This is a genomic window from Kitasatospora sp. NPDC034023 (genome assembly GCF_055575795.1).
The window spans coordinates 1-26,338 of record NZ_JBVIRY010000040.1; the positions used below are offsets into that span (position 1 = coordinate 1).

General features: G+C 73.9%; 19 protein-coding genes and 1 pseudogene. 11 read left to right on the forward strand and 9 right to left on the reverse strand.

The features are described 5' to 3' along the window. Window positions 1-243, forward strand: a pseudogene (locus ACZ52R_RS36450) (galactose-1-phosphate uridylyltransferase); the annotation flags it as partial. Beyond that, window positions 240-1,406 (forward strand): galactokinase, encoded by a 1,167-nt coding sequence (galK, locus tag ACZ52R_RS36455; protein WP_465754965.1) that lies wholly within the window; start codon window positions 240-242, stop codon window positions 1,404-1,406. The pseudogene ACZ52R_RS36450 and the gene galK, both read left to right, overlap by 4 nt. 24 nt (window positions 1,407-1,430) lie before the next feature. Here the strand turns inward: galK and ACZ52R_RS36460 are convergent, their stop codons facing one another. The 3 genes from ACZ52R_RS36460 to ACZ52R_RS36470 all read right to left on the reverse strand — a co-directional run bounded on the left by ACZ52R_RS36460 (window position 1,431) and on the right by ACZ52R_RS36470 (window position 5,787). Continuing rightward, the gene (locus ACZ52R_RS36460; RefSeq protein WP_465626789.1) at window positions 1,431-2,093 is read right to left on the reverse strand and encodes an NADPH-dependent F420 reductase; all 663 of its coding nucleotides are present in this window, start codon (window positions 2,091-2,093) and stop codon (window positions 1,431-1,433) included. A 177-nt stretch (window positions 2,094-2,270) separates the two neighbouring features. Continuing rightward, window positions 2,271-5,078, reverse strand: coding sequence for a tetratricopeptide repeat protein (locus ACZ52R_RS36465; RefSeq protein WP_465754966.1), 2,808 nt, complete (start codon window positions 5,076-5,078; stop codon window positions 2,271-2,273). A gap of 88 nt (window positions 5,079-5,166) precedes the next feature. Continuing rightward, window positions 5,167-5,787: an L-threonylcarbamoyladenylate synthase gene (locus ACZ52R_RS36470; RefSeq protein ID WP_465626791.1), complete on the reverse strand. Its 621-nt coding sequence runs from the start codon at window positions 5,785-5,787 to the stop codon at window positions 5,167-5,169. Window positions 5,788-5,927: 140 nt separating this feature from the next. On the opposite strand from ACZ52R_RS36470, the gene ACZ52R_RS36475 reads away from it, so the two are divergent. After that, on the forward strand, window positions 5,928-7,229 hold the full coding sequence (locus ACZ52R_RS36475) for a cytochrome P450 (RefSeq protein WP_465754967.1): 1,302 nt from the start codon (window positions 5,928-5,930) through the stop codon (window positions 7,227-7,229). Window positions 7,230-7,284: 55 nt separating this feature from the next. Here ACZ52R_RS36475 and ACZ52R_RS36480 read toward each other — a convergent pair whose 3' ends face one another. Further along, window positions 7,285-7,698, reverse strand: coding sequence for a Fur family transcriptional regulator (locus ACZ52R_RS36480; protein WP_360491914.1), 414 nt, complete (start codon window positions 7,696-7,698; stop codon window positions 7,285-7,287). Between the two features lie 231 nt (window positions 7,699-7,929). Between ACZ52R_RS36480 and katG the strand changes: the two genes are divergently transcribed. After that, window positions 7,930-10,149, forward strand: coding sequence for a catalase/peroxidase HPI (gene katG / locus ACZ52R_RS36485; RefSeq protein WP_465626082.1), 2,220 nt, complete (start codon window positions 7,930-7,932; stop codon window positions 10,147-10,149). A gap of 124 nt (window positions 10,150-10,273) precedes the next feature. Here the strand turns inward: katG and ACZ52R_RS36490 are convergent, their stop codons facing one another. Both ACZ52R_RS36490 and ACZ52R_RS36495 read right to left on the reverse strand, forming a co-directional pair. Further along, entirely contained in the window at window positions 10,274-10,966 is a 693-nt protein-coding gene (locus tag ACZ52R_RS36490; protein WP_360491908.1) for a response regulator transcription factor, read from the reverse strand. Next, window positions 10,963-12,207, reverse strand: a complete 1,245-nt coding sequence (locus ACZ52R_RS36495) for a sensor histidine kinase (RefSeq protein WP_465661985.1) — start codon at window positions 12,205-12,207, stop codon at window positions 10,963-10,965. The genes ACZ52R_RS36490 and ACZ52R_RS36495 overlap by 4 nt, the downstream gene beginning before the upstream one ends. Window positions 12,208-12,412: 205 nt before the next feature. On the opposite strand from ACZ52R_RS36495, the gene ACZ52R_RS36500 reads away from it, so the two are divergent. The 3 genes from ACZ52R_RS36500 to ACZ52R_RS36510 all read left to right on the forward strand — a co-directional run bounded on the left by ACZ52R_RS36500 (window position 12,413) and on the right by ACZ52R_RS36510 (window position 16,467). After that, window positions 12,413-13,102 carry an ABC transporter ATP-binding protein gene (locus ACZ52R_RS36500; RefSeq protein ID WP_465626086.1) on the forward strand — a complete coding sequence of 230 codons (690 nt, stop codon included), beginning with the start codon at window positions 12,413-12,415 and terminating at the stop codon, window positions 13,100-13,102. Between the two features lie 73 nt (window positions 13,103-13,175). Continuing rightward, window positions 13,176-15,557 carry an FtsX-like permease family protein gene (locus tag ACZ52R_RS36505; protein WP_465661989.1) on the forward strand — a complete coding sequence of 794 codons (2,382 nt, stop codon included), beginning with the start codon at window positions 13,176-13,178 and terminating at the stop codon, window positions 15,555-15,557. Window positions 15,558-15,729: 172 nt separating this feature from the next. Beyond that, on the forward strand, window positions 15,730-16,467 hold the full coding sequence (locus tag ACZ52R_RS36510; RefSeq protein ID WP_465661990.1) for a hypothetical protein: 738 nt from the start codon (window positions 15,730-15,732) through the stop codon (window positions 16,465-16,467). Between the two features lie 3 nt (window positions 16,468-16,470). On the opposite strand, the gene ACZ52R_RS36515 is transcribed toward ACZ52R_RS36510, so the two are convergent. Next, window positions 16,471-17,004, reverse strand: a complete 534-nt coding sequence (locus tag ACZ52R_RS36515; protein ID WP_465661991.1) for a histidine kinase — start codon at window positions 17,002-17,004, stop codon at window positions 16,471-16,473. A gap of 360 nt (window positions 17,005-17,364) precedes the next feature. Between ACZ52R_RS36515 and ACZ52R_RS36520 the strand changes: the two genes are divergently transcribed. From ACZ52R_RS36520 to ACZ52R_RS36535, 4 genes are all read left to right on the forward strand, one after another. After that, window positions 17,365-17,544, forward strand: a complete 180-nt coding sequence (locus tag ACZ52R_RS36520; protein ID WP_360491890.1) for a hypothetical protein — start codon at window positions 17,365-17,367, stop codon at window positions 17,542-17,544. Between the two features lie 212 nt (window positions 17,545-17,756). Next, window positions 17,757-17,936: a hypothetical protein gene (locus tag ACZ52R_RS36525; protein WP_360491887.1), complete on the forward strand. Its 180-nt coding sequence runs from the start codon at window positions 17,757-17,759 to the stop codon at window positions 17,934-17,936. A 132-nt stretch (window positions 17,937-18,068) separates the two neighbouring features. Further along, window positions 18,069-21,329 (forward strand): type 2 lanthipeptide synthetase LanM family protein, encoded by a 3,261-nt coding sequence (locus tag ACZ52R_RS36530; protein ID WP_465754968.1) that lies wholly within the window; start codon window positions 18,069-18,071, stop codon window positions 21,327-21,329. 522 nt (window positions 21,330-21,851) lie between these two features. Next, window positions 21,852-23,861: an ATP-binding cassette domain-containing protein gene (locus tag ACZ52R_RS36535; protein WP_465754969.1), complete on the forward strand. Its 2,010-nt coding sequence runs from the start codon at window positions 21,852-21,854 to the stop codon at window positions 23,859-23,861. 127 nt (window positions 23,862-23,988) lie between these two features. Here the strand turns inward: ACZ52R_RS36535 and ACZ52R_RS36540 are convergent, their stop codons facing one another. Continuing rightward, window positions 23,989-25,008, reverse strand: coding sequence for a JmjC domain-containing protein (locus ACZ52R_RS36540; protein ID WP_465754970.1), 1,020 nt, complete (start codon window positions 25,006-25,008; stop codon window positions 23,989-23,991). Window positions 25,009-25,098: 90 nt separating this feature from the next. Continuing rightward, window positions 25,099-26,127, reverse strand: a complete 1,029-nt coding sequence (locus ACZ52R_RS36545) for a cytochrome P450 (protein WP_465626101.1) — start codon at window positions 26,125-26,127, stop codon at window positions 25,099-25,101. Between the last annotated feature and the right edge of the window lie 211 nt (window positions 26,128-26,338).

The following is a 26,338-nucleotide window of genomic DNA, read 5'->3' on the forward strand; positions in this document are numbered from 1 at the left end:
CTGGAGCTGCTGCGACGCTTCGACCGCCTCTTCGGAGGCGGCCGCACCCCGTACATCTCCGCCTGGCACCAGGCCCCCGCCGGCCACCGGGACGAACTCGCCCTGCACCTGGAGCTCTTCACCATCCGGCGCACCGCCGACAAGCTCAAGTACCTGGCCGGCGTGGAATCCGGCATGGACGCCTTCGTCAACGACGTCACCCCCGAGGACGCGGCCCGCCGGCTGCGGGAGGTCGCCCCGTGAACACCTTCGCCCAGCCCGACACCTTCACCGAGCCCGACACCTTCACCGAGCTCTACGGCCGCCCCGCCGAAGGGGAGTGGGCCGCCCCCGGCCGGGTCAACCTGATCGGCGAACACACCGACTACAACCTCGGGTTCGTGCTGCCGATCGCCCTCCCGCAGACCGTCCGCGCCCAGGTGGCCCGCCGCGACGACGGACGGCTGCGGCTCTGGTCCGCCCAGGGCCGCGGGCCGGTCACCGTGCTGCGGCTCGCCGACCTCGCCCCCGGCGCGGTGCCCGGCTGGGCCGGCTACCCCGCCGGTGTGGTGTGGGCGCTGCGTGAGGCCGGGCACGAGGTCGGCGGCGTGGACCTCCGGCTGGACAGCGACGTCCCCGGCGGCGCCGGACTCTCCTCCTCGGCGGCCCTGGAATGCGCCGTCGCCACCGCGTACAACGACCTGTACGGGCTGGGGCTTTCGGCTGCGGAACTGGCGCTGCTCGCACAGCGCGCCGAGAACGCGTTCGTCGGCGTGCCGTGCGGGATCATGGACCAGATGGCCTCGATGTGCTGCCGCCCGGGTGCCGCGCTGTTCCTGGACAGCCGGGACCTGTCGACGCGTCAGGTGCCCGTCGACCTCGCGGGCGCGGGCCTCGCCCTGCTGGTCCTCGACACCAGGGTCAAGCACGACCTCGGGGACGGCGCGTACGCCGCCCTGCGAGCCGGCTGCGAACGGGCCGCGAAACTGCTCGGGCTGCCCGCACTGCGCTCGCTGCAGCCCTCGGGGCTCGCTGCCGCCCTGGGTGAACTCCCGTCGGAACTGCGCCGGTTGGTGCGCCACGTGGTCACCGAGAACGCGCGGGTGGAGGCCGCCGTCGCCCACCTGGACGCCGGCGACCTCGCCGCGCTCGGCCCGATCCTCACCGCCGGCCACGCCTCGCTGCGCGACGACTACCGGGTCTCCTGCCCGGAGACCGACCTCGCCGTCGAGGCGGCCCTCGCCGCCGGCGCCCACGGCGCCCGGATGACCGGCGGCGGCTTCGGCGGCTCCGTCATCGCCCTGGTCGACGCGGCCGAGGCCCAGCGCGTCGCCGCCCGGGTGACCGCCGCCTTCCGCACCGCCGGGTACGCCGAGCCGCGCACCCTCACCGCCGTCCCGGCCGAGGGGGCGCGCCGGCTCGCCTGACCCCTACTACGCCCGGTGGGCCTGCTACGCCCGGTGGGCCGCCGGGCGCTCGCGGGGCGCCTCCGCGAGCGCCCGGGTCACGGCCTCGACCCCGCCGCGCAGCCCGTACACCGGCGTGGCCGGCTGCTGGCGCCAGGAATCGTCGATGCCGCCCGCGTCCACCGAGTCGAAGCCCAGCTCGTCGACCAGCGCCCGGACGACCCGCTTGGCCGCCTCGTCGTCCCCCGCGACCGGCACGGCGATCCGCTCCGGGTCGCCCGCCGGAAGCGGCCGCTCCAGCAGGTCCTGCGCGTACGTGCCGTTGAACACCTTCACCACCGGGTGCCCGAGGTGCTGCTCCGTCCACCGGCTCTCGGTGAGCCCGTCGTCCTCGATCGCGTCGATCCGGCCGTCGCGCTCCTTCGGGTAGTAGTTGCCGGTGTCGATCACCGCCACACCCTCGGCCGCCCCGTCGAACAGCCCGGCGGGCAGGTCCGGCACGTTCTTCAGCGGCACGGTCACGACCACGACCTGCGCACCCCGCGCCGCCTCGGCCACCGTCACCGCCTTCGCGCCGGTCTCCTCGACCAGCGCCTTCAGCGTCTCCGGGCCGCGCGAGTTCGCCACCGAGACCTCGTGCCCCAGCGCGGCCAGCCGCCGGGTCAGGTTGCCGCCGATGTTGCCCGCACCGATGATGCCGATCTTCATGGGAAACCCCTCGTCTGCGAGTGCCGCAATTGGCTCGTCGCCCTGCCCCAACCCCACGGTGACCGCGGCGATTCCCCACCCGGGCGCCGGCCACCCGCACCGCCGACCCGGACACCCCGTCCGACGACGCCCTGCGGCTGCTGCTCTCCTCGGCCGCCTCGCGCCGAAGCCGCGTGCTCAGCGGCGCTTCCGCTTGCCGTGGGCGGCGGCCGGCGGCACGGGTTCGGGGTCGTTCAGCAAGCGCGACACCGTCCCCCGGAAGGCGGCGGTGGCCGGGTGGTCGGGCCCGAGGACGCGCTCGTGGTCGGTCAGTGTCGCCCGCAGCAGCCACCGCGACTGCGCCCGCCGCCCGGTGTACCAGTAGAGGGTGGCGAGGCCGGCCCGTGCGAGGAGGAGGTGCGGGTGGTCGCGGCCGAGGAGACGCTCGGTCTTCCTGTCGACGTGTTCCAGCACCGTGATCGCGTCCTGGAGGCGTCCGAGGCCGTGGTAGCCGGTGGCGAGGTTGAGCCGGGTGATCAGGGTGTTCGGGTGGTGCGGGCCCAGCACGCGCACGCGGTCGGCCAGGAGCCGCTCCTCGATGGCGACGGCATCGTGGTCGCGTCCCGCGATCCGGTAGCAGTTGGCGAGGTTGCCGAAAGTGCTGAGGGTGGCCGGGTGGTCGCCGCCGAGGAGGCGCTCCTGGTCGGCGAGCACGCGCTCGTGGAGGTCCGTGGCCGCCTCGACGCGTCCTGCGTACAGGTAGCCGTTCGCGAGGTTCGACCGGGTGACGAGGGTCGCGGGGTGCTCGGGGCCGAGCAGGCGTTCGCGGTCGGCGAGGACGCGCTTGTTGAGGCCGATGCCCTCGCGGATGCGGTCCGCCTCCAGATAGGCCTCGCCGAGTTCGGCGCAGATCCGGACAGTCTGGAGGTGGCCGGGACCGAGGACGCGTTCGGCGTCGGCCCGAGTGCGCTCCAGCAGGGTGACGGCCTCCGCGACGCGTCCCGCCGGCCGGTAGGAGGCGGCGAGGATCGTCCGGGCCGTGAGGGTCTGCGGGTGGTCGCTGCCTAGGGCGCGCTCGGTGTCGGCCAGGACCTGCTCCTTGATGCGGACCGCGTCACTGAGGCGTCCGGCCTGTGCGTAGGAGACGGCCAGGTCGGCATGGGTGAGGAGGGTTTCGGGGTGGCCGGGGCCGAGTAGGCGTCCGCGGCCGGCGAGGACGCTCTCGCGCAGCCGGATGGCCTCCTCGGTGCGGCCGGCCTCGTGGTAGGCGCCCGCGAGGTTGGAGCGGGTGGTGAGGGCCTTGCGGCTGTCGGCCCCGAAGAGGCGCTCGGTGTCGGCGAGCACCCCCTCGAGCAGGGTGATGGCCTCCTCGGTGCGTCCCACCTGCGCGTAGTCGACGGCGAGGTTGGCCCGGTACTGCAGGGTGGCCGGGTGGTCGGCACCGAGGACGCGCTGGGAGTCGGCGACGATCCGCTCCAGGAGGTGCAGGGCCTCGAGGTAGCGTCCTTCGGCGTGGTAGCCGACTCCGAGGTTGTTGCGGGCGGCGAGGGTGTCGGAGTGTTCGGTGCCGAGGACGCGTTCACAGGAGGAGACGAGCCGGGTCCAGTGCCGGATGGCGGGCGTGTGGAGCCCCGCCGCGATCAGGCTGAGGCCGATGACGTGCAGCAGGGAGTGGGCCCCGTCGGCCGGTTCCATCAGCTCGTCCCCCGCGTACTCGGCCAGGGTGGCGCCATTGCTGCGGAGCACGGCCGCGAGTTCCCGATCGGTGTGGTCCTCCTCGGGCCACAGCTCGACCAGGGCGTCGGCGGCCGCCCGGTGCGGACGCTCGTCCTCGGGCGTGGCGTCGCGCGCGGCCCGGGAGGTGAGCGCGTGGACGCTCACCTCCCGGTGCGGGGCCTCGCTGAGGGTGAGCAGGTTGTAGGCGTGCAGGACGGCGAGCGCGTCCCGGGCGTCGTCCGCTTCGATCCGCGTGCCGGCCGCGTCGCCGAGGTGGTCCAGCACCGGCTGCGTCGCCCACAGGTCCTGCGGGTGGCCCGCCGGGTCGAGCAGGGCGGCGAGCCGCAGGGCAGGGAGGGCGAGCCCGACCGGCTCCTCCTGCTGGGCGGCGTCCACCGACAGCAGCAGCGCCGCCGTCACCGGGCCCCGGTAGCCGTCGGCGCCGGACCGGGACGGCAGGACCTGGTCCAGGGTGCGGCTGCGGTTACGGAACAGCTGGAGGTAACGGCCGCTGCTGCGCTGCTTGTTGACCATGTAGGCGGCGGCGTGGGCGAGTGCCAGCGGGAGGTGGCCGAGGGCGGCGGCGAGTTCGGCGGCGTGCTCGTCGAGGAAGTGGGCGCAGCCGGCGCGGTCCATCCGCTCCCGCAGGTAGGCGACGGACTCGGCGGGGGAGTAGGTGCCGATGTCGACCAGGGCCCGGTCGCTGCCGGTGGCGGCGGCGCCCCGGTGCCGGGTGGTGGCGATGACCCGCCCGTGCCCGCCCCGGGAGGTGGTCGGCCACAGGACGTCGGGGGTCGCCTCGGTGGTGTTGTCGAGGACGATCAGCCACCGGCGATCGGTGGTCGCCAGCCACTCCAGGAAGCGCTCCGCATCCTGTTCGGCCTCACCGGTCGTTCCCGCGACCCGGACCGCCGCAGCGGCCCTCGCGTAGACGTCCGTCACGGTGGCGGGTTCGGTCGCATCGGCCCACAGCACCAGGTCCGTCCGGGCGTCGACGGCCGCGCGCGCGTAGTCGGCGGCGAGCTGGGACTTCCCGACGCCGCCACCGCCCGCCAGCACCTGGCTGAGCACGACCGTCCCGTGCTGCCCCCGGGCCTCGTCGATGGCCTGCCGCAGCTCCTCCCGAGCCTGGAAGGCACTCGCCTTCGGCGGGATCCGGCCGATCACCATCGGCCACCGCACCTCGACGGTCGGCGCCGCGTACTGGTGGACCGTCAGCTCGCCCGCCTGGAAGGCGTTGCCGTTGACCGTGCCGCCGTCGATGCCGTTCCTGACCTGCCAGCCCTGCACCCGCTCGCCCCCGCCGCCCGGTGTGTCGAATGGCCTCCATTCTCACCGATCCGTGGTGCGGTCGGGGCTCCGCGGTGTGCCGGGGCCGTCACTCGAAGCGCGTGGGGTCACCGGCTCCCCGCCGGGTGATCTCCGGTTCGCCGCCGGAGAAGTCGACGACGGTCGTCGGTTCCGTGCCGCAGTCGCCCGAATCCACCACGGCGTCCAGCACGTGGTCGAGGCGCTCCTTGATCTCCCACCCCTGGGTCATCGGTTCGTCGTCGCCGGGGAGGACCAGGGTGCTGGAGAGCAGGGGCTCTCCGAGCTCGGCGAGCAGCGCCCTGGTGACGGTGTGGTCGGGGATCCTGACGCCCACCGTCTTCTTCTTCGGGTGCATCAGGCGGCGGGGGACCTCCTTGGTGGCAGGGAGGATGAAGGTGTAGCTGCCCGGCGTCGCGGCCTTGATGGCGCGGAAGACGTTGTTGTCGAGTTGGACGAACTGCCCGAGCTGCGCGAAGTCCACGCACATCAGCGTGAAGTGGTGGCGCTCGTCGAGCCGCCGGATCGACCGGATCCGTTCGAGGCCCTCGCGGTTGTCCAGTTGGCAGCCCAGGGCGAAACAGGAGTCGGTCGGGTACGCGATGAGTGACCCGGACCGGAGACTGGCGGCCACGGTGCTGATGGTGCGCGGCTGGGGAGACTCTGGATGCACGTCGAAGTACTTCGCCATTGGCCGACCCTACGGGATTCCGGCGACCGATGGGCGCAACCGCGACATTCCGCTCCGCGAGCGCCCGTGAAAGGCGGGGGCGCGGGCGAATCGGGCCGGACGCTGGTCGGCCGCCGGGTGGTGGCGTACGGTCGGTCGGCATGGGCTTCGACCAGGCGCGGGTGAACCGGATCTTCCTTCCCGAGACCTACGCCGACGGCGTGCCGTACGACCTGTTCCGCGAGTTGCGGGCGGAGGCGCCGGTCTGCTGGGTGGAGGAGCCGGCGGTGGGGGACTGGCCGGGCGGGAGCGGCTACTGGGCGGTGCTGCGGCACGCGGACGTGAAGCACGTGCTGCGCAGTCCCGAGCTGTTCTCCTCCCACCTGGGCGCGACCCAGATCCGCGACCCCGACACCCCGGCCGACCTGGAGTTCGCCCGGGCGATGATGCTCAACCAGGACCCGCCCGACCACTCCCGGCTGCGCCGGGCCGTCGCTGCGGCGTTCACCCCGCGGGCGCTGCGCGAGCTGACCGCCGCCATCGAGCGGCGCGCAGCCGAACTCGTGGCGGCGATGCGCCCGTTGGGTCGGGTCGACTTCGTGCCGGTGGCCGCCGAGCTGCCCGTGTGGACGCTGGCCCGGATCCTGGGGGTGCCGGAGCAGGACCAGCAGCTGCTGGTCGACTGGTCGAATCGGGTGATCGGTTACCAGGATCCCGACTACGCCCGGTCCAGCACCGCCGACCCGTCCCGCCTGACCGAGCTGGGTCGGGCCGCGCTCGCCCACCGCCCCACGGCCCCGACCACCTCGGACGGCCGCCCGGTCAACCCGCGTTCGCGTGCGGCCCTCGCCGACATGTTCCGGTACGCGCACGGTCTCGCCGATCGGCCCCCACCGGGCAGCATTGTCGCCCGCCTGCGGGAAGCCGGACTGAGTGCCGCCGAATTCGAAACGATGTTCTTTCTGTTCGGGGTCGCCGGTAACGAGACGCTGCGCAATGGTCTGCCCGGAGGGCTGTATTCCCTGCTCACGCACGCCGACCAGTACCGCCTGCTGTGCCGACGGCCGGACCTGGTCGCTTCGGCCGTGGATGAGCTGCTGAGATTCTGGCCCCCGGTCCTGGAGTTCCGGCGCACTGCCACCCGGGGCGTCGTGCTGGCCGGGAAACCGGTCCGCCGCGGTGACAAGGTGGTGGTGTACCACGCCTCCGCCAATCGCGACGAGTCGGTCTTCCCCGATCCGGACCGCCTGGACATCACCCGTACGCCGAACGACCACGTCAGCTTCGGCTACGGCCCGCACTTCTGTGTGGGAGCGCAACTCGCCAGGATCCAGATGTCGGCCGTGCTCCGGCGGATCGTCGGCGAGTTTCCCGACCTGGAACTCGCTCCGGACGGGCCGCCGACGCGGTTGGTCTCCAACTTCCAGAACGGGCTCAAGTCCCTTACTGTCCAGTGGAGTTGACGCTGCGTCAGCACCTCGCACCGTGCCACGGCGATCCCCGCGCCGAGCGGGACGGTCAGCCCGCGCAGTGCGGGCAGAGCCCCCGGTAGGTGACCTCGGCCTGGGAGACGGTGAACCCGTAGCGTTGTTCCGCCGGGAGGTCGGCCAGCGGGTTGCCGAGGGGGTGGACGTCGCGGATGGCGCCGCAGCCGGTGCAGATCAGGTGCTGGTGGGGGCGGTGTGCGTTGGGGTCGTAGCGCTTGGCGCGCCCGTCGGTGGAGACCTCGATGACCTCGCCGAGGGTGACCAGCTCGCCGAGGGTGTTGTAGACCGTCGCCCGGGAGATCTCCGGGAGGCGCTCCGCCGCCCGGGCGTGCACCTCGTCCGCGGTCAGGTGTACGTGCTCGCCGTCCAGGACCTCGGCCACGACACGCCGCTGGGAGGTCAGGCGCCAGCCGCGCCCGCGCAGCCGCTCCAGCAGGTCACTCATATCGGTTCACCTATTCAGGTCAAGGGGAAGACCGGAGTTTACCAATGCACATCCTGTGCCCTCCGGATCCCGATCGGATATGGGTTTGGTGTCTTTCTTGACTTGGATTCCGTCCATCGTAGGATCGGCTCCGGCGCTAGCCTAGGTACCAGCAGTAGATGCAGCACATGCAGCAGATGCCGTAGGTAGCACAGAAGACACCGTGATCCGCCTTGTGAGGGAAGGATTCCCATGTCTGACATCCACGATGCAACCGGCGTAGAGGCGAACGCGGAGGGCTGCCCGGTGAACCACGGGCGCGCGCCGCACCCCACCCAGGGCGGTGGGAACCGCCAGTGGTGGCCGGAGCGGCTCAATCTGAAGATCCTCGCCAAGAACCCCGCCGTCGCCAACCCGCTCGGAGCGGACTTCGACTACGCGGCGGCCTTCGGCGCGCTCGACCTCCCGGCCGTCAAGCGGGACATCCAGGAGGTGCTCACCACCTCCCAGGACTGGTGGCCGGCCGACTACGGCAACTACGGCCCGTTCATGATCCGCATGGCCTGGCACAGCGCCGGCACCTACCGGATCAGTGACGGCCGCGGCGGCGCCGGTGGCGGCCAGCAGCGCTTCGCCCCGCTGAACAGCTGGCCCGACAACGCGAGCCTGGACAAGGCCCGCCGCCTGCTGTGGCCGGTGAAGAAGAAGTACGGCCGCAGCCTGTCCTGGGCCGACCTGATCGTCCTGGCCGGCAACGTCGCGCTGGAGGGCATGGGCTTCCGGACCTTCGGCTTCGGCGGCGGCCGGGTCGACGAGTGGGAGCCGGACGAGGACGTCTACTGGGGCCCGGAGACCACCTGGCTGGGCGACGAGCGCTACACCGGCGACCGCGAGCTGGAGAACCCGCTGGCCGCCGTCCAGATGGGCCTGATCTACGTCAACCCGGAGGGCCCCAACGGCAACCCGGACCCGATCGCCGCCGCCCGCGACATCCGCGAGACCTTCTACCGGATGGCGATGAACGACGAGGAGACCGTCGCGCTGATCGCCGGCGGCCACACCTTCGGCAAGACCCACGGCGCCGGCCCGGCGGACAACGTCGGCCCGGACCCCGAGGACGCGCCGATGGAGCAGCAGGGACTCGGCTGGAAGAGCGCCTTCGGCACCGGTGTGGGCGGGGACGCGATCACCAGCGGTCTGGAGGGCGCCTGGACGCCCACCCCGGTCACCTGGGACAACAGCTTCTTCGAGACGCTGTTCGGCTACGAGTGGGAGCTCACCAAGAGCCCGGCCGGCGCCCACCAGTGGAAGCCGAAGGACGGAGCCGGCGAGGGCACCGTCCCGGACGCCCACGACCCGGCCAAGCGGCACGTCCCGATCATGCTCACCACCGACCTGTCGCTGCGCTTCGACCCGGTCTACGAGCCGATCTCCCGGCGCTTCCTGGAGAACCCGGCCGCGTTCGCCGACGCCTTCGCCCGTGCCTGGTACAAGCTCACCCACCGCGACATGGGCCCCATCGTCCGCTACGTCGGCGCGGAGGTCCCGAGCGAGCAGCTGCTCTGGCAGGACCCGCTGCCGACGGTCGACTACCAGCAGGTCGGGGCGGCCGACGTGGCCGACCTCAAGCGGCGGATCAACGCCACCGGCCTGTCGGTGGCCGAGCTGGTCTCCACCGCCTGGGCGGCGGCCTCCTCCTTCCGCTCCAGCGACAAGCGCGGCGGCGCCAACGGCGGCCGGATCCGGCTGGAGCCGCAGAGCGGCTGGGAGGTCAACGAGCCCGACAAGCTGGCCTCGGTGCTGCGCACCCTGGAGGGCGTGCGGCAGGAGTTCAACGCGCAGGCCGACGGCGGCACGCAGGTCTCGCTGGCCGACGTGCTGGTGCTGGCCGGCGGCGTCGGCGTCGAGCAGGCCGCCAAGGCGGCCGGCCTCGCCGTCGAGGTGCCGTTCGCGCCCGGCCGGGTGGACGCGCCGCAGGAGCTGACCGACACCGAGTCCTTCGCGGCGCTGGAGCCGAAGGCCGACGGGTTCCGCAACTGGGTCGGCAAGGGCAACCGGCTGCCGGCCGAGTACCTGCTGCTCGACAAGGCGAACCTGCTGGGCCTGAGCGCCCCCGAGCTGACCGTGCTGGTCGGCGGCCTGCGCGTGCTGGGCGCCAACCACGGCCAGTCCGCGCACGGCGTGCTCACCGAGACCCCCGGCGTGCTGACGAACGACTTCTTCGTCAACCTGCTGGATCTGGACACCCGTTGGGCGGCCACCTCGGAGGACTCGCACACCTTCGAGGCCCGCGACGCATCGGGCCGGGTCAAGTGGACCGGCACCCGGGCCGATCTGGTCTTCGGCTCGAACGCCGAACTGCGGGCCGTCGCCGAGGTGTACGCGAGCGACGACGCCAAGGAGAAGTTCGTGACGGACTTCGTCGCGGCCTGGGTCAAGGTCATGAACGCGGACCGCTTCGACCTCGTCTGATCCGTGGATCAGCGGATCCGCAGAGCTACGGATCCGCTGTTCCGCTCCGCTGTTCCGCTCCGCTGTTCCGCTGACGCAGCACGGCGGGAGCCCGGGGGCCCAATCCCCGGGCTCCCGCCGCGTGTTACCGGGGTTCGCCGGGGGACCCCACACTGACCAGCCCCGTCTCGTACGCCGCGACCACCACCTGCGCCCGGTCCCGCAGGCCCAGCTTGCCGAGGATCCGCGCGACATGGGTCTTCACCGTCGCCTCGGACAGCTGCAGCCGGGCGGCGAGTTCGGCGTTGCTGAGGCCGCGCGCGAGCAGCCCCATCACCTCCAGCTCGCGCGGGGTGAGCGTGCCCAGCTCGCGGTGCGGCGCGGCCGCGGTGGGGGCGTCCGGGCGGGCGGCGAAGCGCTCGACCAGGCGCCGGGTGATGGCGGGGGCGAGCAGCGCGTCCCCGGTGCGGACCAGCCGGACGGCGGCGGCCAAGTGCTCCGGGGTGACGTCCTTGAGCAGGAAGCCGCTCGCCCCGGCGGCCATCGCCGCGTAGACGTAGTGGTCGAGGTCGAAGGTGGTCAGCATGATGATCCGCGGCGGCTCCTGCGCCGGGTCGGCGAGGATGCGCCGGGTGGCCTCCAGGCCGTCCAGAACGGGCATCCGGATGTCCATCAGGACGACGTCGGGCCTGGTCCGGCGGACGGCGGCGACGGCCTGCTCGCCGTCCTCGGCCTCGGCGACCACGTCGATCCCCTCCGACTCCAGGATCAGCCGGAAGCCGGTGCGGACCAGGGCCTGGTCGTCGGCGACGACCACCCGCAAGGACTGCGCGTTCATGAACTCTCCAGCGGTATCAGGGCCGTGACGCGGTAGCCGCCGCGCGGCCGGGGGCCGGTCTGCAGGGTGCCGCCGTAGACGGCGAGGCGTTCGCGCAGGCCCAGCAGGCCGCGTCCGTTGCCGGTGGCGGCGGCGCCGGTGGCGCGCCCGCCGGTGTCGGTGACCTCCACCCGCAGGTGGTCGGGGGCGTACTCGACGGTCACCGTGGCGTCGGCGCCGCCCGCGTGCTTGACGCTGTTGGTGAGCGCCTCCTGGACGACCCGGTAGGCGGCCAGCTCGACCCCGGGCGGGACGGCCCGGCGCTCACCGAGGACGGCCAGCGCCACGGGCAGCCCGGCCCGCCGCACGCCCTCGACCAGCGCGTCCAGGCGGCCGAGACCCGGCTGGGGGCTGAGGTCGGCGCCCTCGGCCGGGGCGTCGCCGGTTTCCGCGTCGATGGTCAACAGGCCCATGACGTGCCGTAGTTCGGTCATCGCCGCGCGTCCGCCGGACTCCACCGCGGCCATCGCCTCGCGGGCCTTGTCCGGGGCGGTGTCCAGGATCTTGCGGGCGGCACCGGCCTGGATCGTCATCATGCTCACGTTGTGCGTCACCACGTCGTGCAACTCCCGGGCGATGCGCGCCCGTTCGAGCTCCACGGCGCGTTGCAGCGCGGCCAGCTGCTCGCGCTCCAGGACGGAGAGCCGCTCACGCCCCTCCTCCACCCGGCGGCGCCACATCCGCAGCTCGTAGGCGACCGCGAACACCGGCACCAGGACCAGCACGGCGATCACCCCGTTGGGGAAGTGCGGCAGCTTGGCCTCGGTGAAGAGCACCACCAGCGCGACGGCCGCGGCCGGCAGGCTCAGCAGCACGGCCCTCGGGCGGCGCCCGTACGCGGCGGCGCTGTACGCGGCGACGATCACCGCCACGCCCGCCGAGTACGCGATGTCCGGCGACTGCCGGCGGACCAGCAGCGCGGCCGGCAGCACCGTCCACAGCACCGCCAGCGGGTAGCGGCGGCGCAGCACCAGCGGCAGCGGGACGAGCGGGACGAGCAGCAGCAGCCCGTGCCGGACGGACTCACCCGCCGTCTCCGTGATGGTGGCGTAGCGGCCGGAGGTGAGGGCGAGGAAGAGGGCCAGGGCCAGGTCGAAGGCCTGGCCGCGCCGGGTCGGCCGGGGCGGGGGAGCGGCGTCGGGGCCGCGGCCCGGCCGGGTGGCCGCCGCGCGCAGCCGTTGCACCGTCGGATGGTTGATCACCGGGACATTGTGGGGGTCGGGCCGCGCCGGGGACAGCCCCGCAGGCGGCGGCAGCCACTACACCCGGCGACTACCCCGGAAGGATGACGACGCGTCGGGTCCGCCGGACGCGGTAGCGAAGTTGCCGCGGGAGACGGACGCGGGCACGCGCCGCCCGTCCGTACCTTCGTCCTCGTCACCAGGCAGGACGAGGCGAGGAGCGGGGATGAACGGCGATCCGGTGATCGAGCTGAGCGGTGTGGGCCGCCACTACGAGGGCGCCCGGGCGGCGCTGGACGGGGTCACGCTGAGCGTACGGCGGGGGGAGTCGGTGGCCGTGCTCGGGCCGTCCGGCAGTGGGAAGTCCACCCTGCTGAACCTGGTGGCCGGGCTGGACCGGCCGAGCGCCGGGACGGTCACCGTGGCCGGCGTCCGGGTGGACCGGCTGGGCGAGGCGGCCTCCGCCCGCTACCGGCGCGGCACGATCGGCATGGTGTTCCAGTTCTTCAACCTGCTGGACGACCTCACGGTGGCCGACAACGTGGTCCTGGCCGGCGAACTGGCCGGCGTCCCGCGCGCGGAGGCCCGGCGCCGGGCCGGCGAGCTGCTGGAGTCGCTCGGCATCGACCGGCACGCCCGCGCCCACCCGGCCCGGCTCTCCGGCGGTGAACGCCAACGCGTCGCGGTGGCGCGGGCGTTGATGAACCAGCCGACGCTGCTGCTGGCGGACGAGCCGACCGGTGCGCTGGACTCGGCCTCGGGCGAGGACGTCAAGGCGCTGTTCCGGGACCTGCACGCGGACGGCCAGACCCTCCTGATCGTCACCCACGACCTGACGCTCGCCGAGGACTGCGCCACCCGCACGGTCCGGATGCGGGACGGCCGGGTCGAGGCGGACTCGGCGGTGGCGGCATGAGCGAGCGAAGCGAGTTCATCGTCGAAGGGTGTGCGTTGCGCGAAGCGCTCGCCGAGTGCAGCGAGGTGGGTGCATGAGTGCGCTGGGCAGGGTCGTCCGGGCCGGGGTGCGCAGGCGCCGGACACAGTCCGTCGCGATCGGGCTGGCCGCCATGGTGGCCACCACCTGCTCCGTCCTCGGCGGCTCGCTGCTGGTCGCCTCCCAAGCCCCCTTCGACCAGGCCTTCGAGGGCCAGCACGGCGCCCACCTCACCGCACGCTTCGACGGCGCCCGGGCGAGCGCCGACCAGCTCGCCGCCACCGCGCACGCCCCCGGGGTGACGGCCGCGGCCGGCCCCTTCCGCACCGTCACCGTGGACCCCGAACCGGGCCCCGGTACGGACGTCCCGCCCGGGGTCACCATGGAACCGATGACCGTGGCCGGCCGTGCCCGTGCCGCCGAAGGTGTCGACAACGTCACTCTGCTGCAGGGGAGTTGGCCGAGCCGCCCGGGCGAGGTGGTGCTCTCCGCCGACTACGCCGGCCTGCTCGGCGAGGTCGGCCGGACGCTGCGCGTTCCCGGACTGCCCGGCGCGCCGACGCTCACCGTCGTCGGCCTCGCCCGGTCCGTCAGCCGCACCGCCGACGCCTGGGTGACACCCGACGCCATCGCCACCCTCACCGCATCCGGCACCACCCCCGGCTACGAGATGCTCTACCGCTTCACCCAGGCCGGGACCGCCGACGCGATGGCCGCCGACCGGGCCGCAGTGACCGCCGCCGCACCCGCCGACTCGCTGACCGGCGCCCAGTCCTGGCTCACCGCCGAACAGGGCTCGGACCGCGACACCGCGCTGTTCCTGCCCTTCATGGTCGCCTTCGGACTGCTCGGCCTGGCGATGTCGGTGCTGGTGGCCGGGAACGTGGTGGCCGGCGCGGTCGGCACCGCCACCCGGCGGATCGGCGTCCTCAAGGCCCTCGGCTGCACCCCCGCCCAGGTGGTGCGGGCGTACGTCGCCCAGGCACTGATCCCGGCCGGCGCCGGCACCCTGCTCGGCGTCGTCACCGGCAACCTGCTGACCGTCCCGGTGCTCGCCACCACCGGTCGGCTCTACGGCACCGACACCTCCGGCCTCGCCCCCTGGGTCGACATCGCGGTGGCGGGCGGCACCCTCGCCGCCGTCGCCCTCGTCGCCTGGGCCGCCTCCGCCCGCGCCGGACGCCTGCGCACCGTGGACGCGCTGGCCGTCGGCCGCACGGCGGGCGCCACCCGCCGGGACGCCGTCGCCGCCCGCGCCGCCGCGCTGGCCGCCCGGCTACCGCTGCCCCGGCCGCTGAGCCTCGGCCTCGCCCAGCCCTTCGCCCGCCCCGCCCGGGCCTCCGGGATGCTCGCCGCCGTGCTCTTCGGCACGGCCGCGGCGGTCTTCGCAGTCGGCATGGGCGGGACGATGACCTGGGTGCAGGAAGCGAAGACACGCGACACCGCAGACGTCGTGGTGTACCCGGCGCGGCCGGACGGCCCGCCCGGGACGGCGCCCCTGGCCAGGCCGGTCCCGGCCGACCCGGCCGAGGTCACCGCCGCACTGAACGCCCAGCCCGGCACCGCCGCGTACTACGGCGGCGGCAGCGAGGATGTCACGGTCCCCGGGGTGGCGGGCAGCACCTTGGTGACCGCCTTCGACGGCGACTCCTCCTGGGCCGGCTACCGGATGGTCTCCGGACGCTGGTACCAGGGCCCGGGCGAGGCCGTCGCACCCGCCACCTTCCTGACCGAAGCCTCGGTCGCACTCGGCGACCGGGTGACCTTCACGACCCACGGCCGGGCGATCACCGTCCGGATCGTCGGCGAGGTCTTCGACCCGCACATGCAGACCAACGAACTCTTCACCGACGCCGCCACCTACCCGCCGGGAACGGCCCCCCGCCCGGACGTGTGGTTCGTCAAGCTGAAGGCCGGCGCCGACCACGCCGCCTACGCCACCGCCGTCGGCGCCGCCCTCGCCCCGGCCCACATGACCGCCGAGGCCGGCGCGCCGCACAGCTCCAGCGACATGATCCTCGCGATGCGGTCCCTCACCGCGACCCTCACCGCGCTGCTGGTCGCCGTCGCCGGGCTCGGGGTGTTCAACACCGTCGTGCTGGAGATCCGCGAACGCACCCGGGACATGGGCGTCACCAAGGCGCTCGGCATGACCCCGGCACAGACCGTGGGCGCGGTGCTCGCCTCCGTCGTCCTGGCCGGCGCGGTCGGCGGCGCGGCCGGACTGCCGCTGGGACTGCTGCTGCACCGGGCCACGGTGCCCGCCATGGGCCGGGCCTCCGGGCTGAACTTCCCCACCTCGGCGCTGGACGTCTTCGGTACCCCGACGCTCGTGCTGCTCGGACTGGGCGGCGTGCTGATCGCGGTGCTCGGGGCGCTGCTCCCCGCCGTCCGGGCGGCGCGGGCGCGGACCGCGGACGCGCTGCGGGCGGAGTGACGGCGGGGGCGCGGACGGCAGACAGGCTGCGGGGCGGAATGCCGGCGGGGGCGCGGACGGCAGAGACGCTGCGGGCGGGAGTGACGGCGGGGGTTGGTCCGGGAGGGACCGGGTAGGCGGCCGGAGGGGGGCCGTCCACCCGGTTCCACCCGGTCCCGCGCATGGAGCGATCATGCAGTTCGAACTCCTGAAACCGAACCCCAAGTACCCCCGCGCCCGGCTGGCCGACCCGCCGCCGTACGGGTACCTGCACCTGGCCGCCGCCGTGGCGCCGCCCACCGGCCCGCCGTTCGTGCGCGCCGATCCCGCGCGCAGCGCCCTGCTCGACCGGCTGAAGCCCTCCGCCGCCGCGCTCAGGACGCGGCCGGAGGTCCGGCGGGTCACCGTCTACCGCGCGGTGGTCCTGCCGCCGCCCGGCGGGTACGCGGCGCAGCAACGGTTCCACCGGGCCGCCTACGACGTCGCCGTCCTGATCGAGACCGACACCCCGGACGACCTCGGCACGGTCGCCGAGAGCGAGCCGTACCGGAACCTCACCGCTGCCCTCGGCGCCGCCACCGACCTGCACGTGATGCGCGCCCGCTGCGCCCGCTCGCTCGGGGACGTGGACAAGAGCCGGGCCGGGCTGTTCCTGTTCAACCACTTCGTCGCCGAGGACCGGGACGTCGCGTTCGAACTCTGGGACCACCTGGCCGGCTGGTACGCCCGGGAGACCGGCCTCGACAACTCCACCCTGCTCGAACCGCTCGGCCCCGCGGACTACGTCTTCGTCAACCACGCCCGGTGGGACACCGGCGCGTTGCGGCTGCTGCTGCGGCAGGTGACCAAACCCAGCTTCCACAGCTACGTGCTGCAGAACCTGCTGGTCAACCGGACGGGCGCGATGCCGGTGCTGTACCGGATGTCGTGAGGGTCAGGGCCGGTCGGGCGTCTCGTCGGCCTTCTGCTCCTCGGCTCTCTGCTCCTCGGCCTTCTGCTCCGCCGCCCGGACCTGCTCGGTGAAGGTGTGCGTGTCGATCCGCTCGACCGTCGCCCCGTGACGGGCGGCCAGGTCGTCGGCCGGGCCGGGGGAGGCCTCCCGCACCTCCAGGGCGAGCAGCGCGCCACCGTCCGGCACCCGAGCCGAGAGCACGATCAGCGCGGCGCCGGCCTCGGTGGCGTAGCGCTCCTCCGCCGCGTTGCCGAGCGCCGCGCCCGCCGCGAAGCCCAGCAGCACGCCGATCGGCCCGCCGAGCAGCCCGACCAGCCCGCCCACCAGCCCCGAGCCGACGGTGGCCAGGCCCGCGCCCCGGGTGAAGGTGTCCTTGATCTCGAGCATCCCGTCGGCGCTGCGTTCCAGCGCGGCGGCCACTCGCAGGCCCGGCAGGTGCTGTGTCTCGTCGAAGGCTGGGCGCCAGCCGGCGGCGTCGGGGAAGGTCAGCAGGACGACGTTGTGCTGCTCGCTCATCGCACTCCGATCGGGCCGGGCCCGGCGGGTGGCCGGGCCTCCATCGTGACCCTCGGTGCAGGGCGTTGCCACAGGAACGAGGCCGTTGCCACGGGAGCGGGGCGTTCAAACCTCGGCCGGGGTTCACCCCGCCGCAACCGCCCGGATTTTGGACAGGTGTACAGGGGCCTGTGGGGCCGGGCGGTGCGAGGGGGCGGCGCGTGGCCTGGGGGAACGGGGCGGGGTGGCCGCGCGTGCACTATTTCGATCCTGGCCGAATTCGGGACCGGTGAGGCGGCGCCCCTGGTGTGACGCGTGGGGCGCTGTCAGGATCCCGACCCGGCACACCTGTGCCAGACCCGAACGCTTGGAGGAGGCACCATGCAGCCCACGGCTGAGCAGGTTCGCGCACTCAAGGACGAGGACTTCCGGCTCACCCTCGGCCAGGGCCACCAGGTCCACCCGGCCGGCGATCTGTCGGACGAGCTCTACGTGACCGCCGCGGTGCAGGCGAGCACCTGTGGCGGCTGGTCGAGCTGCGGGCACGTCTGCAGCTTCTGACGCCAGGGGCCGGCGCGGACCCCGGTCGTACCGACGGGGCCGCGTCGGCCCGCTCGCCCCGCACCGGCTCCCCGGCCGCCCGGTCGTATTTCGATCGTGGCCGGAAAATGGCACCGGGCTCCCCACGGCCCTGGTGCGTCCGCAGGGGCACTGACAGGATCCGGACAACCGGCGCGACTGTCGCCGGACCGGACCCCTTCGAGGAGGCACCCATGCTGCCCGTCGCAGACCAGCTCCGCGCGCTCAAGGACGAGGACTACCGGCTCACCCTCGACCCGGCCAAGCGCCCCCACCCGGCCGGCGACCTGGCGAGCGAGCTGTACGTCACGGCCGCCGTGCAGCTCAACACCTGTGAGTACCCGTCGAGTTGCTGGCGCATGTGCAGCATGTGAGCCGACTTCACGGGAGGCGCCCCGGCGAGGAGTGCCTCCCGCCCGCCGTCGCGAGACGTCAAGAGACGTTGAGGGACGTTGAGGGACGTTGAGAGAACAGAGCCGAGCAGACGAGAGAGGCAGCACCGCCCCGTGGTCGACGCGTCCGAATTCCTGCGGGCTGCCGCCCGAGCCGTCCCGCTGCACGCCCGTGGCCAGGCGTCGGATCACCCAGGGTCTGCTGAGTGCGTCGAACGCGGCGAACGGGCCGAGCGCGGCGAACGGGCCGAACGCGCCGGCCGGAAGCTGGAGCGCTGGCGGGCCCAGGCGCCCTTCGACCGGGACGGCTGGTTCGAGCGGCGCCTCGCCGCCGACGGCCTCGACCCGGAGGCCCTGCGCGCCCTCCTCGCCGAGCACCCGGACGCGCTCGCCGACCGCCTCGGGCTCGGGGCGCACCCGTGGGCCGAGCGCCTCACCGACGCGTTCCGCCGTGAAGCCGTCCTGGCGGCGCCCGACATCCCCGAGGAGCACGCCTTCGCCCGGCTCGCCGCTCCGCTGCTCGCCGACGCCCGCGACCGCCTGCGCGCCGGGATCGAGGCCCTGGACGCCCCCGCGCTCGGCACCCCCGAGGACCTGACCGCGCTCGCGCTCCCCGCGCTCACCGCCGCCGCTCACGGAGCGGCCATCAGGACCGTCATCACCGAACTCCATGTCGCCCGCCTCACCGGCGATTTGACCGGCGACACCCCCGAACTGCGCTACCTGGACTTCCTCGACCGGCTGACCCGCCCCGAGCGGGCGCTGCGACTCCTCGCCGAGTACCCGGTCCTGGCGTTCCGCCTCGCCACCACTGCCCGGCAGTGGACGGAAACCACCCTCACCCTGTTCCGCCGCCTCGCCGCCGACCTGCCCGCCCTCTCCGCCGGGTTCGCGGACGGCCGCCCGCTCGGCCGGCTCACCGAACTCGCCACCGGTCTCGGCGACCCGCACCGGGACGGCGCCACGGTCAGCTCGCTGCGCTTCGAACACGGCGTCCGGATCGTCTACAAGCCGCGCCCGCTCGGCGCCGAGACCCACTTCCAGCAACTCCTGCACTGGCTCAACCCCCGGCTCCGACTGCCCCTGCACGACCTCGCCCACCTGGCCGGCGACGGCTACGGCTGGGTCGCCCACATCACCGCCGAACCCGCCTCCAACGAAGCCGAGTTGAGCGCCTTCTACCACCGCGCGGGCACCCTCGCGGCGCTGATGTACGTCCTCGACGCGGTCGACTGCCACGCCCAGAACCTGATCGCCGTCCGCGACCAGCCCGTCCTCATCGACCTCGAGGCACTCCTCCACCCCGACCTGCACGAGCCCGCCAAGGACCTGTCCGAGTCCGAGCGCCTCGCCCGCCACCACGCCCGCCACTCGGTGCTCCGCTCCGGCCTGCTCCCCGAACGGATGTGGGACGAGGGCAACGGCGGCACCGACCTCTCCGCCCTCGGCTGGGACCCGGCCAGCCTCCCGCCCCGGCCCGCCCCCGTCCTGGTCGGCCAGGGCACGGACGAACTCCGGCTGGAATACCGGCGGTTGCCCGTCGAGGCACCCGGCAGCAGGCCCGTACCGGCCGGGCAGCCACTGCGGCCGGCCGATCACCTCGGCGAGTTGGAAGCCGGCTTCACCGAGGCCTACCGGCTGCTCGCCGCCGACAGGGAGCAACTCCGTGTACTGCTGCGCGCGTTCGCGGCCGACGAGACGCGGATGCTGCGTCGCGACACCTTCGAGTACCGCAGCCTCCTCAACACCGCCTGCCACCCTGACCTGCTCCGCGACGCCCTCGACCAGGACCGCCACCTCGACCGGCTCTGGGCGCTCGCCGCCTGGGAGGAGCACGCGCTCGCCTTCGTCGAACACGAACGCGCCGACCTGTGGCGCGGCGACGTGCCCGTCTTCACCATCCGCCCGGACAGTGTCGACGCCCGTTCCGCCACCGGTGCCGTCATCCCCGGCGTCACCGACCGGCCCGCCCTCGACCTCGCGCTCGCCAAGGCGGACGGCCTGGGTGAGGACGACCTCGCCCGTCAACTCCAGCTCCTGCGGCTGTCGGTGACGACGGCCGACGGGGCGCGCGAGCCGCGTCGGGCGGCTTCGGCGGCGACAGCGGCCGGGGCGGCCACGGCCGTGACCGGCGACGCATCAGCCGACGCACCGGTCGACGCGTCGGCCGACGCGGGGGAGGGCCTCGCCGACCGCGCGCTCGCCAAGGCCGTCGAGGCGGGCGAGCAACTGCTCCGCGAGGCCTACCGGGGCAGCGCCGACCTCGCTTTCGTAGGCCCCAACTGGACCCCGCCCGGCCGCTGGGCCCCCGCCGAACTCGGCCCTGACCTGTACAGCGGCACCGCCGGCATCACGCTCTTCCTGCACCAGCTCGCCGTCGTCACCGGCGACCGCTCGCACGAGGACTACGCCCGGGCAGCCGAACTGACACTCCGTCGCCAGATCCGTCGGCGCGCCGACCGGCTCGGCGGCGGACTGTCCGGGACCGGCGGAGTGCTCTACGCCCTTGCCCAGCTCGCCGCCCACCACCCCGACGCCGAACTCGACGCCCTGGCCGGGCTGGTGATCGACCGCGTCGCCGCCACCGCACCCGAGGACTCCCTCCACGACCTCCTCTCCGGCAATGCGGGCACCATCGGCGGACTGCTCGCCTGGGAGACCGTCCGGCCGGGCAGAGCCGTCACCGCCGCCCTGGCCGCGTGCACCGAACGCCTCGCCCGGGCCGCCGCCCCGCATCCCGAAGGCGGCGTCGGCTGGCTCCCCGCCTCCCTCGCCGAGGCCGCGAGCCGCCCGCCGGCCGGCTTCGCCCACGGCGGCTCCGGCATCGCCTGGGCCCTCGCCCGCGCCGGCCACCGCCTCGGCGACCCGAAGCTGCCCGAACTCGCCCTCGCCGCCCTCGACTACGAACGCACCCTGTTCGATCCGTCCGCCGCCAACTGGCGCGACGTCCGCGAGGACGGCGGCCCCGACGCCCCGTCCTTCCCCACCCTCTGGTGCCACGGCGCCTCCGGCATCGCCCTCGCCCGGGTCGAACTCGCCGAACTCCTGCCAGCGGGAGGGGAGTTGCTTCGAAAGGAGCGGGACACCGCGCTCGACACGGTGCGCCGCGAGGGCTTCGGCCTCAACTTCTCCCTCTGCCACGGCGACCTCGGCAACATCGAACCCCTCCACCTCGCAGGCGCTTCCTGGCACGCCCAGGCCCGTGCCACCCTCGACGCCCTCGACACCAGGGGCTGGATCTGCGGCCTCCCCCACGGCGTCCACAGCCCCTCCCTCATGGTCGGCCTCGCCGGCATCGGCCACGGCCTCCTCCGCCTCGCCGCCCCGACCCGCGTCCCGTCCCTGCTCGCCCTCCATCCGCCGGTAGCCCCCTGACGCTCACGGCTTCCCGCCCCCGGGCCGGTTGAACACCGGCCCGAGCCCCGGGGGGAGATGCTCGACCACCAGGGCGACGGCCCTCCTCGGGGCCGGTCGGGCCGCCGAGCACGTCGAGGCCGAACCGGCGGCGGACGCGGTGGATCCCGTTCCCCGTCGGGTCGGTGAACGGGATCCCCTTCTGAGCCGACAGGGGCGGGACGTCCCGCTGATTGTCGGATCGCATGCTGAACAGCCTGCCTCGGCGTCCTGTGGAACCGAACATCGCGAACCTTCCGAGTGATCGATTGCCACCAACTCGCCGTCGTCGACACGGAATCGCCCGGATCGAGTGAGACCGGCCGGGACACGCCGGACACCTCCGCGGGCCGCTGCCAGGATCGGGGTCCGCACCGGCAGCCGCCCCTCGCAGAGTGCCCACCGGCACCGCTGCCGACCCTCCACGCCCACCAGGCGATGAGGGCTGCCCGCGTGCGGAACCGCCGCGGCCGCAGGCCGCCGTACCAGGGAACAGGGAGCACTGTGTCCGACCAGGTCGTGAAACCCGAGCAGCCCGCAACCACCCCCGACGACGACCACCACGACGACCAGTACGAGTCGCATCACGACGAGCACCCCGACAAGGCGCACGACAGGGAGCACGACGAGGAGCTGCGGCTCCGCTTCCCCGGCGACCGCCGCGCCCAGGCCGGCGCGTCGATGTCGGCGGGCGCCATGCTGCGCCGCCTGCCGCACCTGGTGCGCCGGGCGATGACGCTGGCCTGGGCGGCGGACCGGACGTCCACCGTCCTGCTGCTGGTCTGCCAGGCGCTGGCGGGCGTGTTCGGGGCGCTGGCGCTGTACGCCACCACCGGCACGCTGGGCGCGCTGCTGGTCCCCGGTCCGGTGACCGACCACCTGCGCGCCGCCGCGCCGTCGCTGGTCCTGCTGACCGTCTCGGCGGCCCTGCGCGCCGTGCTGGGCATCGCCGTGGTGGGCCTGTCCGGCCGGGTGTCGCCGCGGATCACCCGGGAGGCGGAGCTGGCGCTGATCGCGGCCGGGTGCGCCGCCGAGCTGGAGGCGTACGACGAGCCCGCGTACAACGAGCAGTGGGAGGCCGCCGACCGGGGCGCCTCGACCACGCCCGACCTGCTCTCCAACGCCCAGGACGTGATCGCCTCCACCGTCTCGTTGGCCGCCGCCGCGGGCGTCCTGGCGACGCTGCACCCCTGGCTGGTGCCGCTGCTGCTGCTCGGCTCGGTGCCGACCGGGGTGGCGGCCGTCCGCACTGCCCGGATCCACTACCTGGCGGCGGTGATCACCAACGAGGACCGCGGGGCGCTGCGCGTCTACCGGTGGTTCCTGATCGACAAGACCCGCGCCGACCAGGTCCGTTCGGACCAGGTCACCCCGTTCCTGATGGCCAAGTACCGCCGCGCCGAGGCGAAGATCGTCGCGGCCACCGACCGGGCGACCCGGGAGGCGGCCAAGGTGTCGCTGCTGGCCGCGCTCGGCACCGGGGCCGGCAGCGCGCTGATCTGGGGCACCCTGCTCTACCTGGTGGCGAGCGGCCGGATCGACCTGGCCGCCGCCGGCACCGCCACCTTCGCGCTGCGGACGGCCTCCTCCGGGCTGCAGGGCCTGGTCGGCAACGGCGCCCGGCTGTACCGGATGGGCCTCTACCTGGACGACTACTTCACCTTCCTGGACGAGGCCGGCGGCCACCGCATCCGGCGCGGCCACCTCGTCCCCGGAGCCCCGCAGCTGGTCGAGGTGAGCGACCTGAGGCACGCCTACCCGGGCGAGCAGCAGGAGCCCGCGCTGGACGGCGTCAGCATGACACTGCGGGCGGGCGAAGTGGTGGCCGTCATCGGGCAGAACGGCAGCGGCAAGTCGACCCTGCTGAAGCTGCTCTCCGGCCTCTACCTGCCGCAGTCGGGCCGGATCACCTGGGACGGCGTGCCGGTGGAGGAGCTGGACGCCGACGGCATGTGGTCCCGGGTGGCCCGGGTGCCGCAGGAGTTCGCCCGCTGGCCGCTGGGCGCCGCCGAGAACGTCCACCTGGGCCACCTCACCGACCGGGTGATGGCCGACGTCGAACGGGCGGCGGCGCGGACCGGCTTCGACGAGATCGTCGGCCGGCTGCGCTCCGGCTGGCGCACGCTGCTCGCCCAAGGCTGGTGGGGCGGCGCCGAGTTGTCCGGCGGCGGCTGGCAACGCGCGGCGGTGGCGCGGGCGCTCTACCGTACGGTGCGCAGCCCGGGCCTGCTGATCCTGGACGAGCCGACCTCCGACCTCGACCCGCGCGCCGAGCACCGCATCCTGCACTCCCTGCGCGCCCTCGCCCCGGGGCGGATCACCCTCCTGGTCACCCACAACATCGCCAACGCGGCGGTCGCGGACCGGGTGATCGTGATGGACAAGGGCCGGATCGTCCAGGCCGGCACCTGGGCCGAACTCGCCGCCCGCGACGACGGCCTGTTCCGCGAACTGCTCGACCTCCAGCGGGACCGGACCGTGCCGGCCCAGCGCGCGGCGGGGGAGGAGAGCTGACGCGCGACTGAACCGTCGGCCCCGGTCGAACCGGAGGACTGGTGGACTGGTGGACCGGGAGGCCGGGGGCGGTGGACCAGGGGACCGGGGGCGCTGTGCCCCCGGTCCGGTGGCCCGGCGCCGTGCGTCAGGTCGTGGTGCGGGCCGCGTCGCGCAGCCTGCGCCAGGTGCGGCCGACCGGGCCAAGCCCGGCGTGCCCGGCGTCGGGTCCTCCGGTCTCCCAGGTGCGGGCCGCCTCGGTGAAGGTCTCCGCCCGGGGCGGTCCGACCGGTTGCCGCGCCTCCCCGGCCCGGGTGGCCGCCCGGGCGGCCAGCAGCAGGTCTTCCGGTCCGATCGTGTCGGCCTCGGCCCGGACGTGGCCGAGGAGCGTGGCGCAGGCGTCGGCGATCGCGGCCTGGCCCAGTGGGCGGGCCGGGAGGTCCAGCCCTTCGGTCAGCCGCCGGGCGAGAGCCGTCCGCAGGTCCGACAGGGAGAGGTCGCGGATCGTCAGCGACAGGTGGGCGGACAGTCCGGCGGCGCCGACCGCGCGGTGGGCGAAGCCGCGCGGGACGTAGAGGACGTCGCCGGTTTCGAGGACGCGGTGCAGGAGGCGCGGCGAGTGTTCGTCGTCGGGGAGTTCGCCCAGCGACCAGTCCGCCACGGTCGGAGCGTCGTGGACGTACCAGGTCTTGCGTCCGGCCGCCTGGAGGACGAACACGTCCGCGTCGTCGCGGTGCACCGCGAGCCCCTGACTGCCGGCCGGGGTGAGGAAGAAGAACGCTTCCACGCGCCGGTCGAGCTCCTCGGACAGCCGGGCCACCAGCTCGCCCGTCGGGCGGTGCCACTGGTCGACGCAACGCAGCAGCAGCGTCGCCCCGGCGTGCAGGCGCGCGAGGACCTTCGCGCGGTCGGCGTAGCCGTCGTACGTCACGCCGTTGACCACGCGTGACGTGGTGTAGGCCTCGGGCGGGACGGTGACCTTGTCGGAGCGGACCATCTCCAGGTACGGGGTGCGCAGCAGCCCTCCGTCGAAGGCGGCGTCCAGCGCGTCGAGGTCGAAGGGCGAGGCGAGGGCCCCCGGGGTGAAGACCGCGGGCTCGCGCTGCCACCGGCGGCCGGCGAAGCTTTCGACGTCGCCGACCCAGTCGGCCAGCGTGGGCGATTCCATGATGTGTCCTGTGGTGTCAGGGTGTTCGGTGCTCGGGGCTGACGGTCTCCGCCCGGAGCCGCCGGATCATGCCGCCGGTCGTGTGCCGGGTCATGCCCCCGCTGTCCCCGCTGCCGCCTCGAAGCGGACGGAGAGCAGGGAGCGCAGGGGGACGGGGGCGTCCTGCCGCGGTCCGCGGATGACGAGTCCGTTGTCGAAGGCGACGGTCAGCAGGCGTTCGGCCAGGGGTACGACCAGGTGCTTGGCCCAGCAGCGGGCGCCGTCGAACCCGAACGGCATGAAACCGGGTGTCTTCTCCGGGTCCGCCACCCCGGTCCACCGTTCGGGGCGGAACTCCAGCGGGTCGGACCAGTAGTCCGGGTGGCGGTGCATCAGGAGCGGGAAGAGCGCGACGTTGTCCTCGGGGCGGATCTCGGGGTGCAGCCGGGTGTACGCGTCCCCGCCGTTGCGCCACAGCATCCACGCGGGCGGGAGCAGTCGCAGCGTCTCCCACAGGACCGCAGTGAGGCCGGGGGTCTCCGCCGCGTGGTCGCGTTCCGGCTCCTGCCGCAGCAGCCACAGGGCGTTGCCGGCCAGTGCGGCCACGCCGTCGCAGAGGGTGGCCGTCGCCCGCCGGTACATGGCGATGGCCTGCTTCCGCTCCAGCGGGTCGGAAGCCGCGCGGATCAGTTGGGCCAGTGCGGTCGACCCGCCCTCGGCCTCGGATCCCGGCCAAATGGTGACGGCGCGGTCGACGAGCCGGGAGAGCGTGTCGGAGCGGGTGACGCCGCGTTTCGACAGCAGGGAGACCGGCAGGGGGTCGGACGAGAAGAGCCAGCCGCGCAGGTAGGAGGTGGGCGCGTAGGGCCAGGCGCCGGACAGCCCGCGCGCCGGGGGCGGCGGCGTCCGGATGCCCGCCATGACGTCCTGCCCCAGTGCGCGGATCGTGCGGGTGGCGCTGTCGTGGGGGATGTCGGCGCCCGCGGCGGGTTTGTAGACCGAGCGCTCCGCGGACAGCACGGGGCGCGCCGCGACGGTTTCGGCCATCAGGTGGCAGTCGGAGACACCGACCGTGGTGGCGTCGATCCGGAATACCCTTTCTTCCCGGGCCAGCAGGTCCCGGATCCGAGGGGCAAACACGAGGGAATGGTCGCGGACCGGTGTCGCCGCAATTTCTTCCACGAGAATCCCGCCTTTATCGGAATGGCGATGGAATGCGTTCGATGCGCGTCGTCGGCGGGGGGGGGGGGGGGACCAAAACACCCCCCCCCCCCCCCGGTGTGTCCCCGACTCCGCTCCGGGGTCCCACCTTGGACACCGAGGTCTCCTTTTTTCTTGCCCCTTTTTTTGC

What these genes read in the sequence shown, in the direction of transcription:
- ACZ52R_RS36460 (WP_465626789.1), bottom strand. Translation starts at nt 2,093, where the DNA reads ATGAAGATCGGCATCATCGGTGCGGGCAACATCGGCGGCAACCTGACC.
- ACZ52R_RS36470 (WP_465626791.1), bottom strand. Translation starts at nt 5,787, where the DNA reads ATGGCGAAGTACTTCGACGTGCATCCAGAGTCTCCCCAGCCGCGCACC.
- ACZ52R_RS36475 (WP_465754967.1), top strand. Translation starts at nt 5,928, where the DNA reads ATGGGCTTCGACCAGGCGCGGGTGAACCGGATCTTCCTTCCCGAGACC.
- ACZ52R_RS36480 (WP_360491914.1), bottom strand. Translation starts at nt 7,698, where the DNA reads ATGAGTGACCTGCTGGAGCGGCTGCGCGGGCGCGGCTGGCGCCTGACC.
- katG (WP_465626082.1), top strand. Translation starts at nt 7,930, where the DNA reads ATGTCTGACATCCACGATGCAACCGGCGTAGAGGCGAACGCGGAGGGC.
- ACZ52R_RS36490 (WP_360491908.1), bottom strand. Translation starts at nt 10,966, where the DNA reads ATGAACGCGCAGTCCTTGCGGGTGGTCGTCGCCGACGACCAGGCCCTG.
- ACZ52R_RS36500 (WP_465626086.1), top strand. Translation starts at nt 12,413, where the DNA reads ATGAACGGCGATCCGGTGATCGAGCTGAGCGGTGTGGGCCGCCACTAC.
- ACZ52R_RS36505 (WP_465661989.1), top strand. Translation starts at nt 13,176, where the DNA reads ATGAGTGCGCTGGGCAGGGTCGTCCGGGCCGGGGTGCGCAGGCGCCGG.
- ACZ52R_RS36510 (WP_465661990.1), top strand. Translation starts at nt 15,730, where the DNA reads ATGCAGTTCGAACTCCTGAAACCGAACCCCAAGTACCCCCGCGCCCGG.
- ACZ52R_RS36515 (WP_465661991.1), bottom strand. Translation starts at nt 17,004, where the DNA reads ATGAGCGAGCAGCACAACGTCGTCCTGCTGACCTTCCCCGACGCCGCC.
- ACZ52R_RS36520 (WP_360491890.1), top strand. Translation starts at nt 17,365, where the DNA reads ATGCAGCCCACGGCTGAGCAGGTTCGCGCACTCAAGGACGAGGACTTC.
- ACZ52R_RS36525 (WP_360491887.1), top strand. Translation starts at nt 17,757, where the DNA reads ATGCTGCCCGTCGCAGACCAGCTCCGCGCGCTCAAGGACGAGGACTAC.
- ACZ52R_RS36540 (WP_465754970.1), bottom strand. Translation starts at nt 25,008, where the DNA reads ATGGAATCGCCCACGCTGGCCGACTGGGTCGGCGACGTCGAAAGCTTC.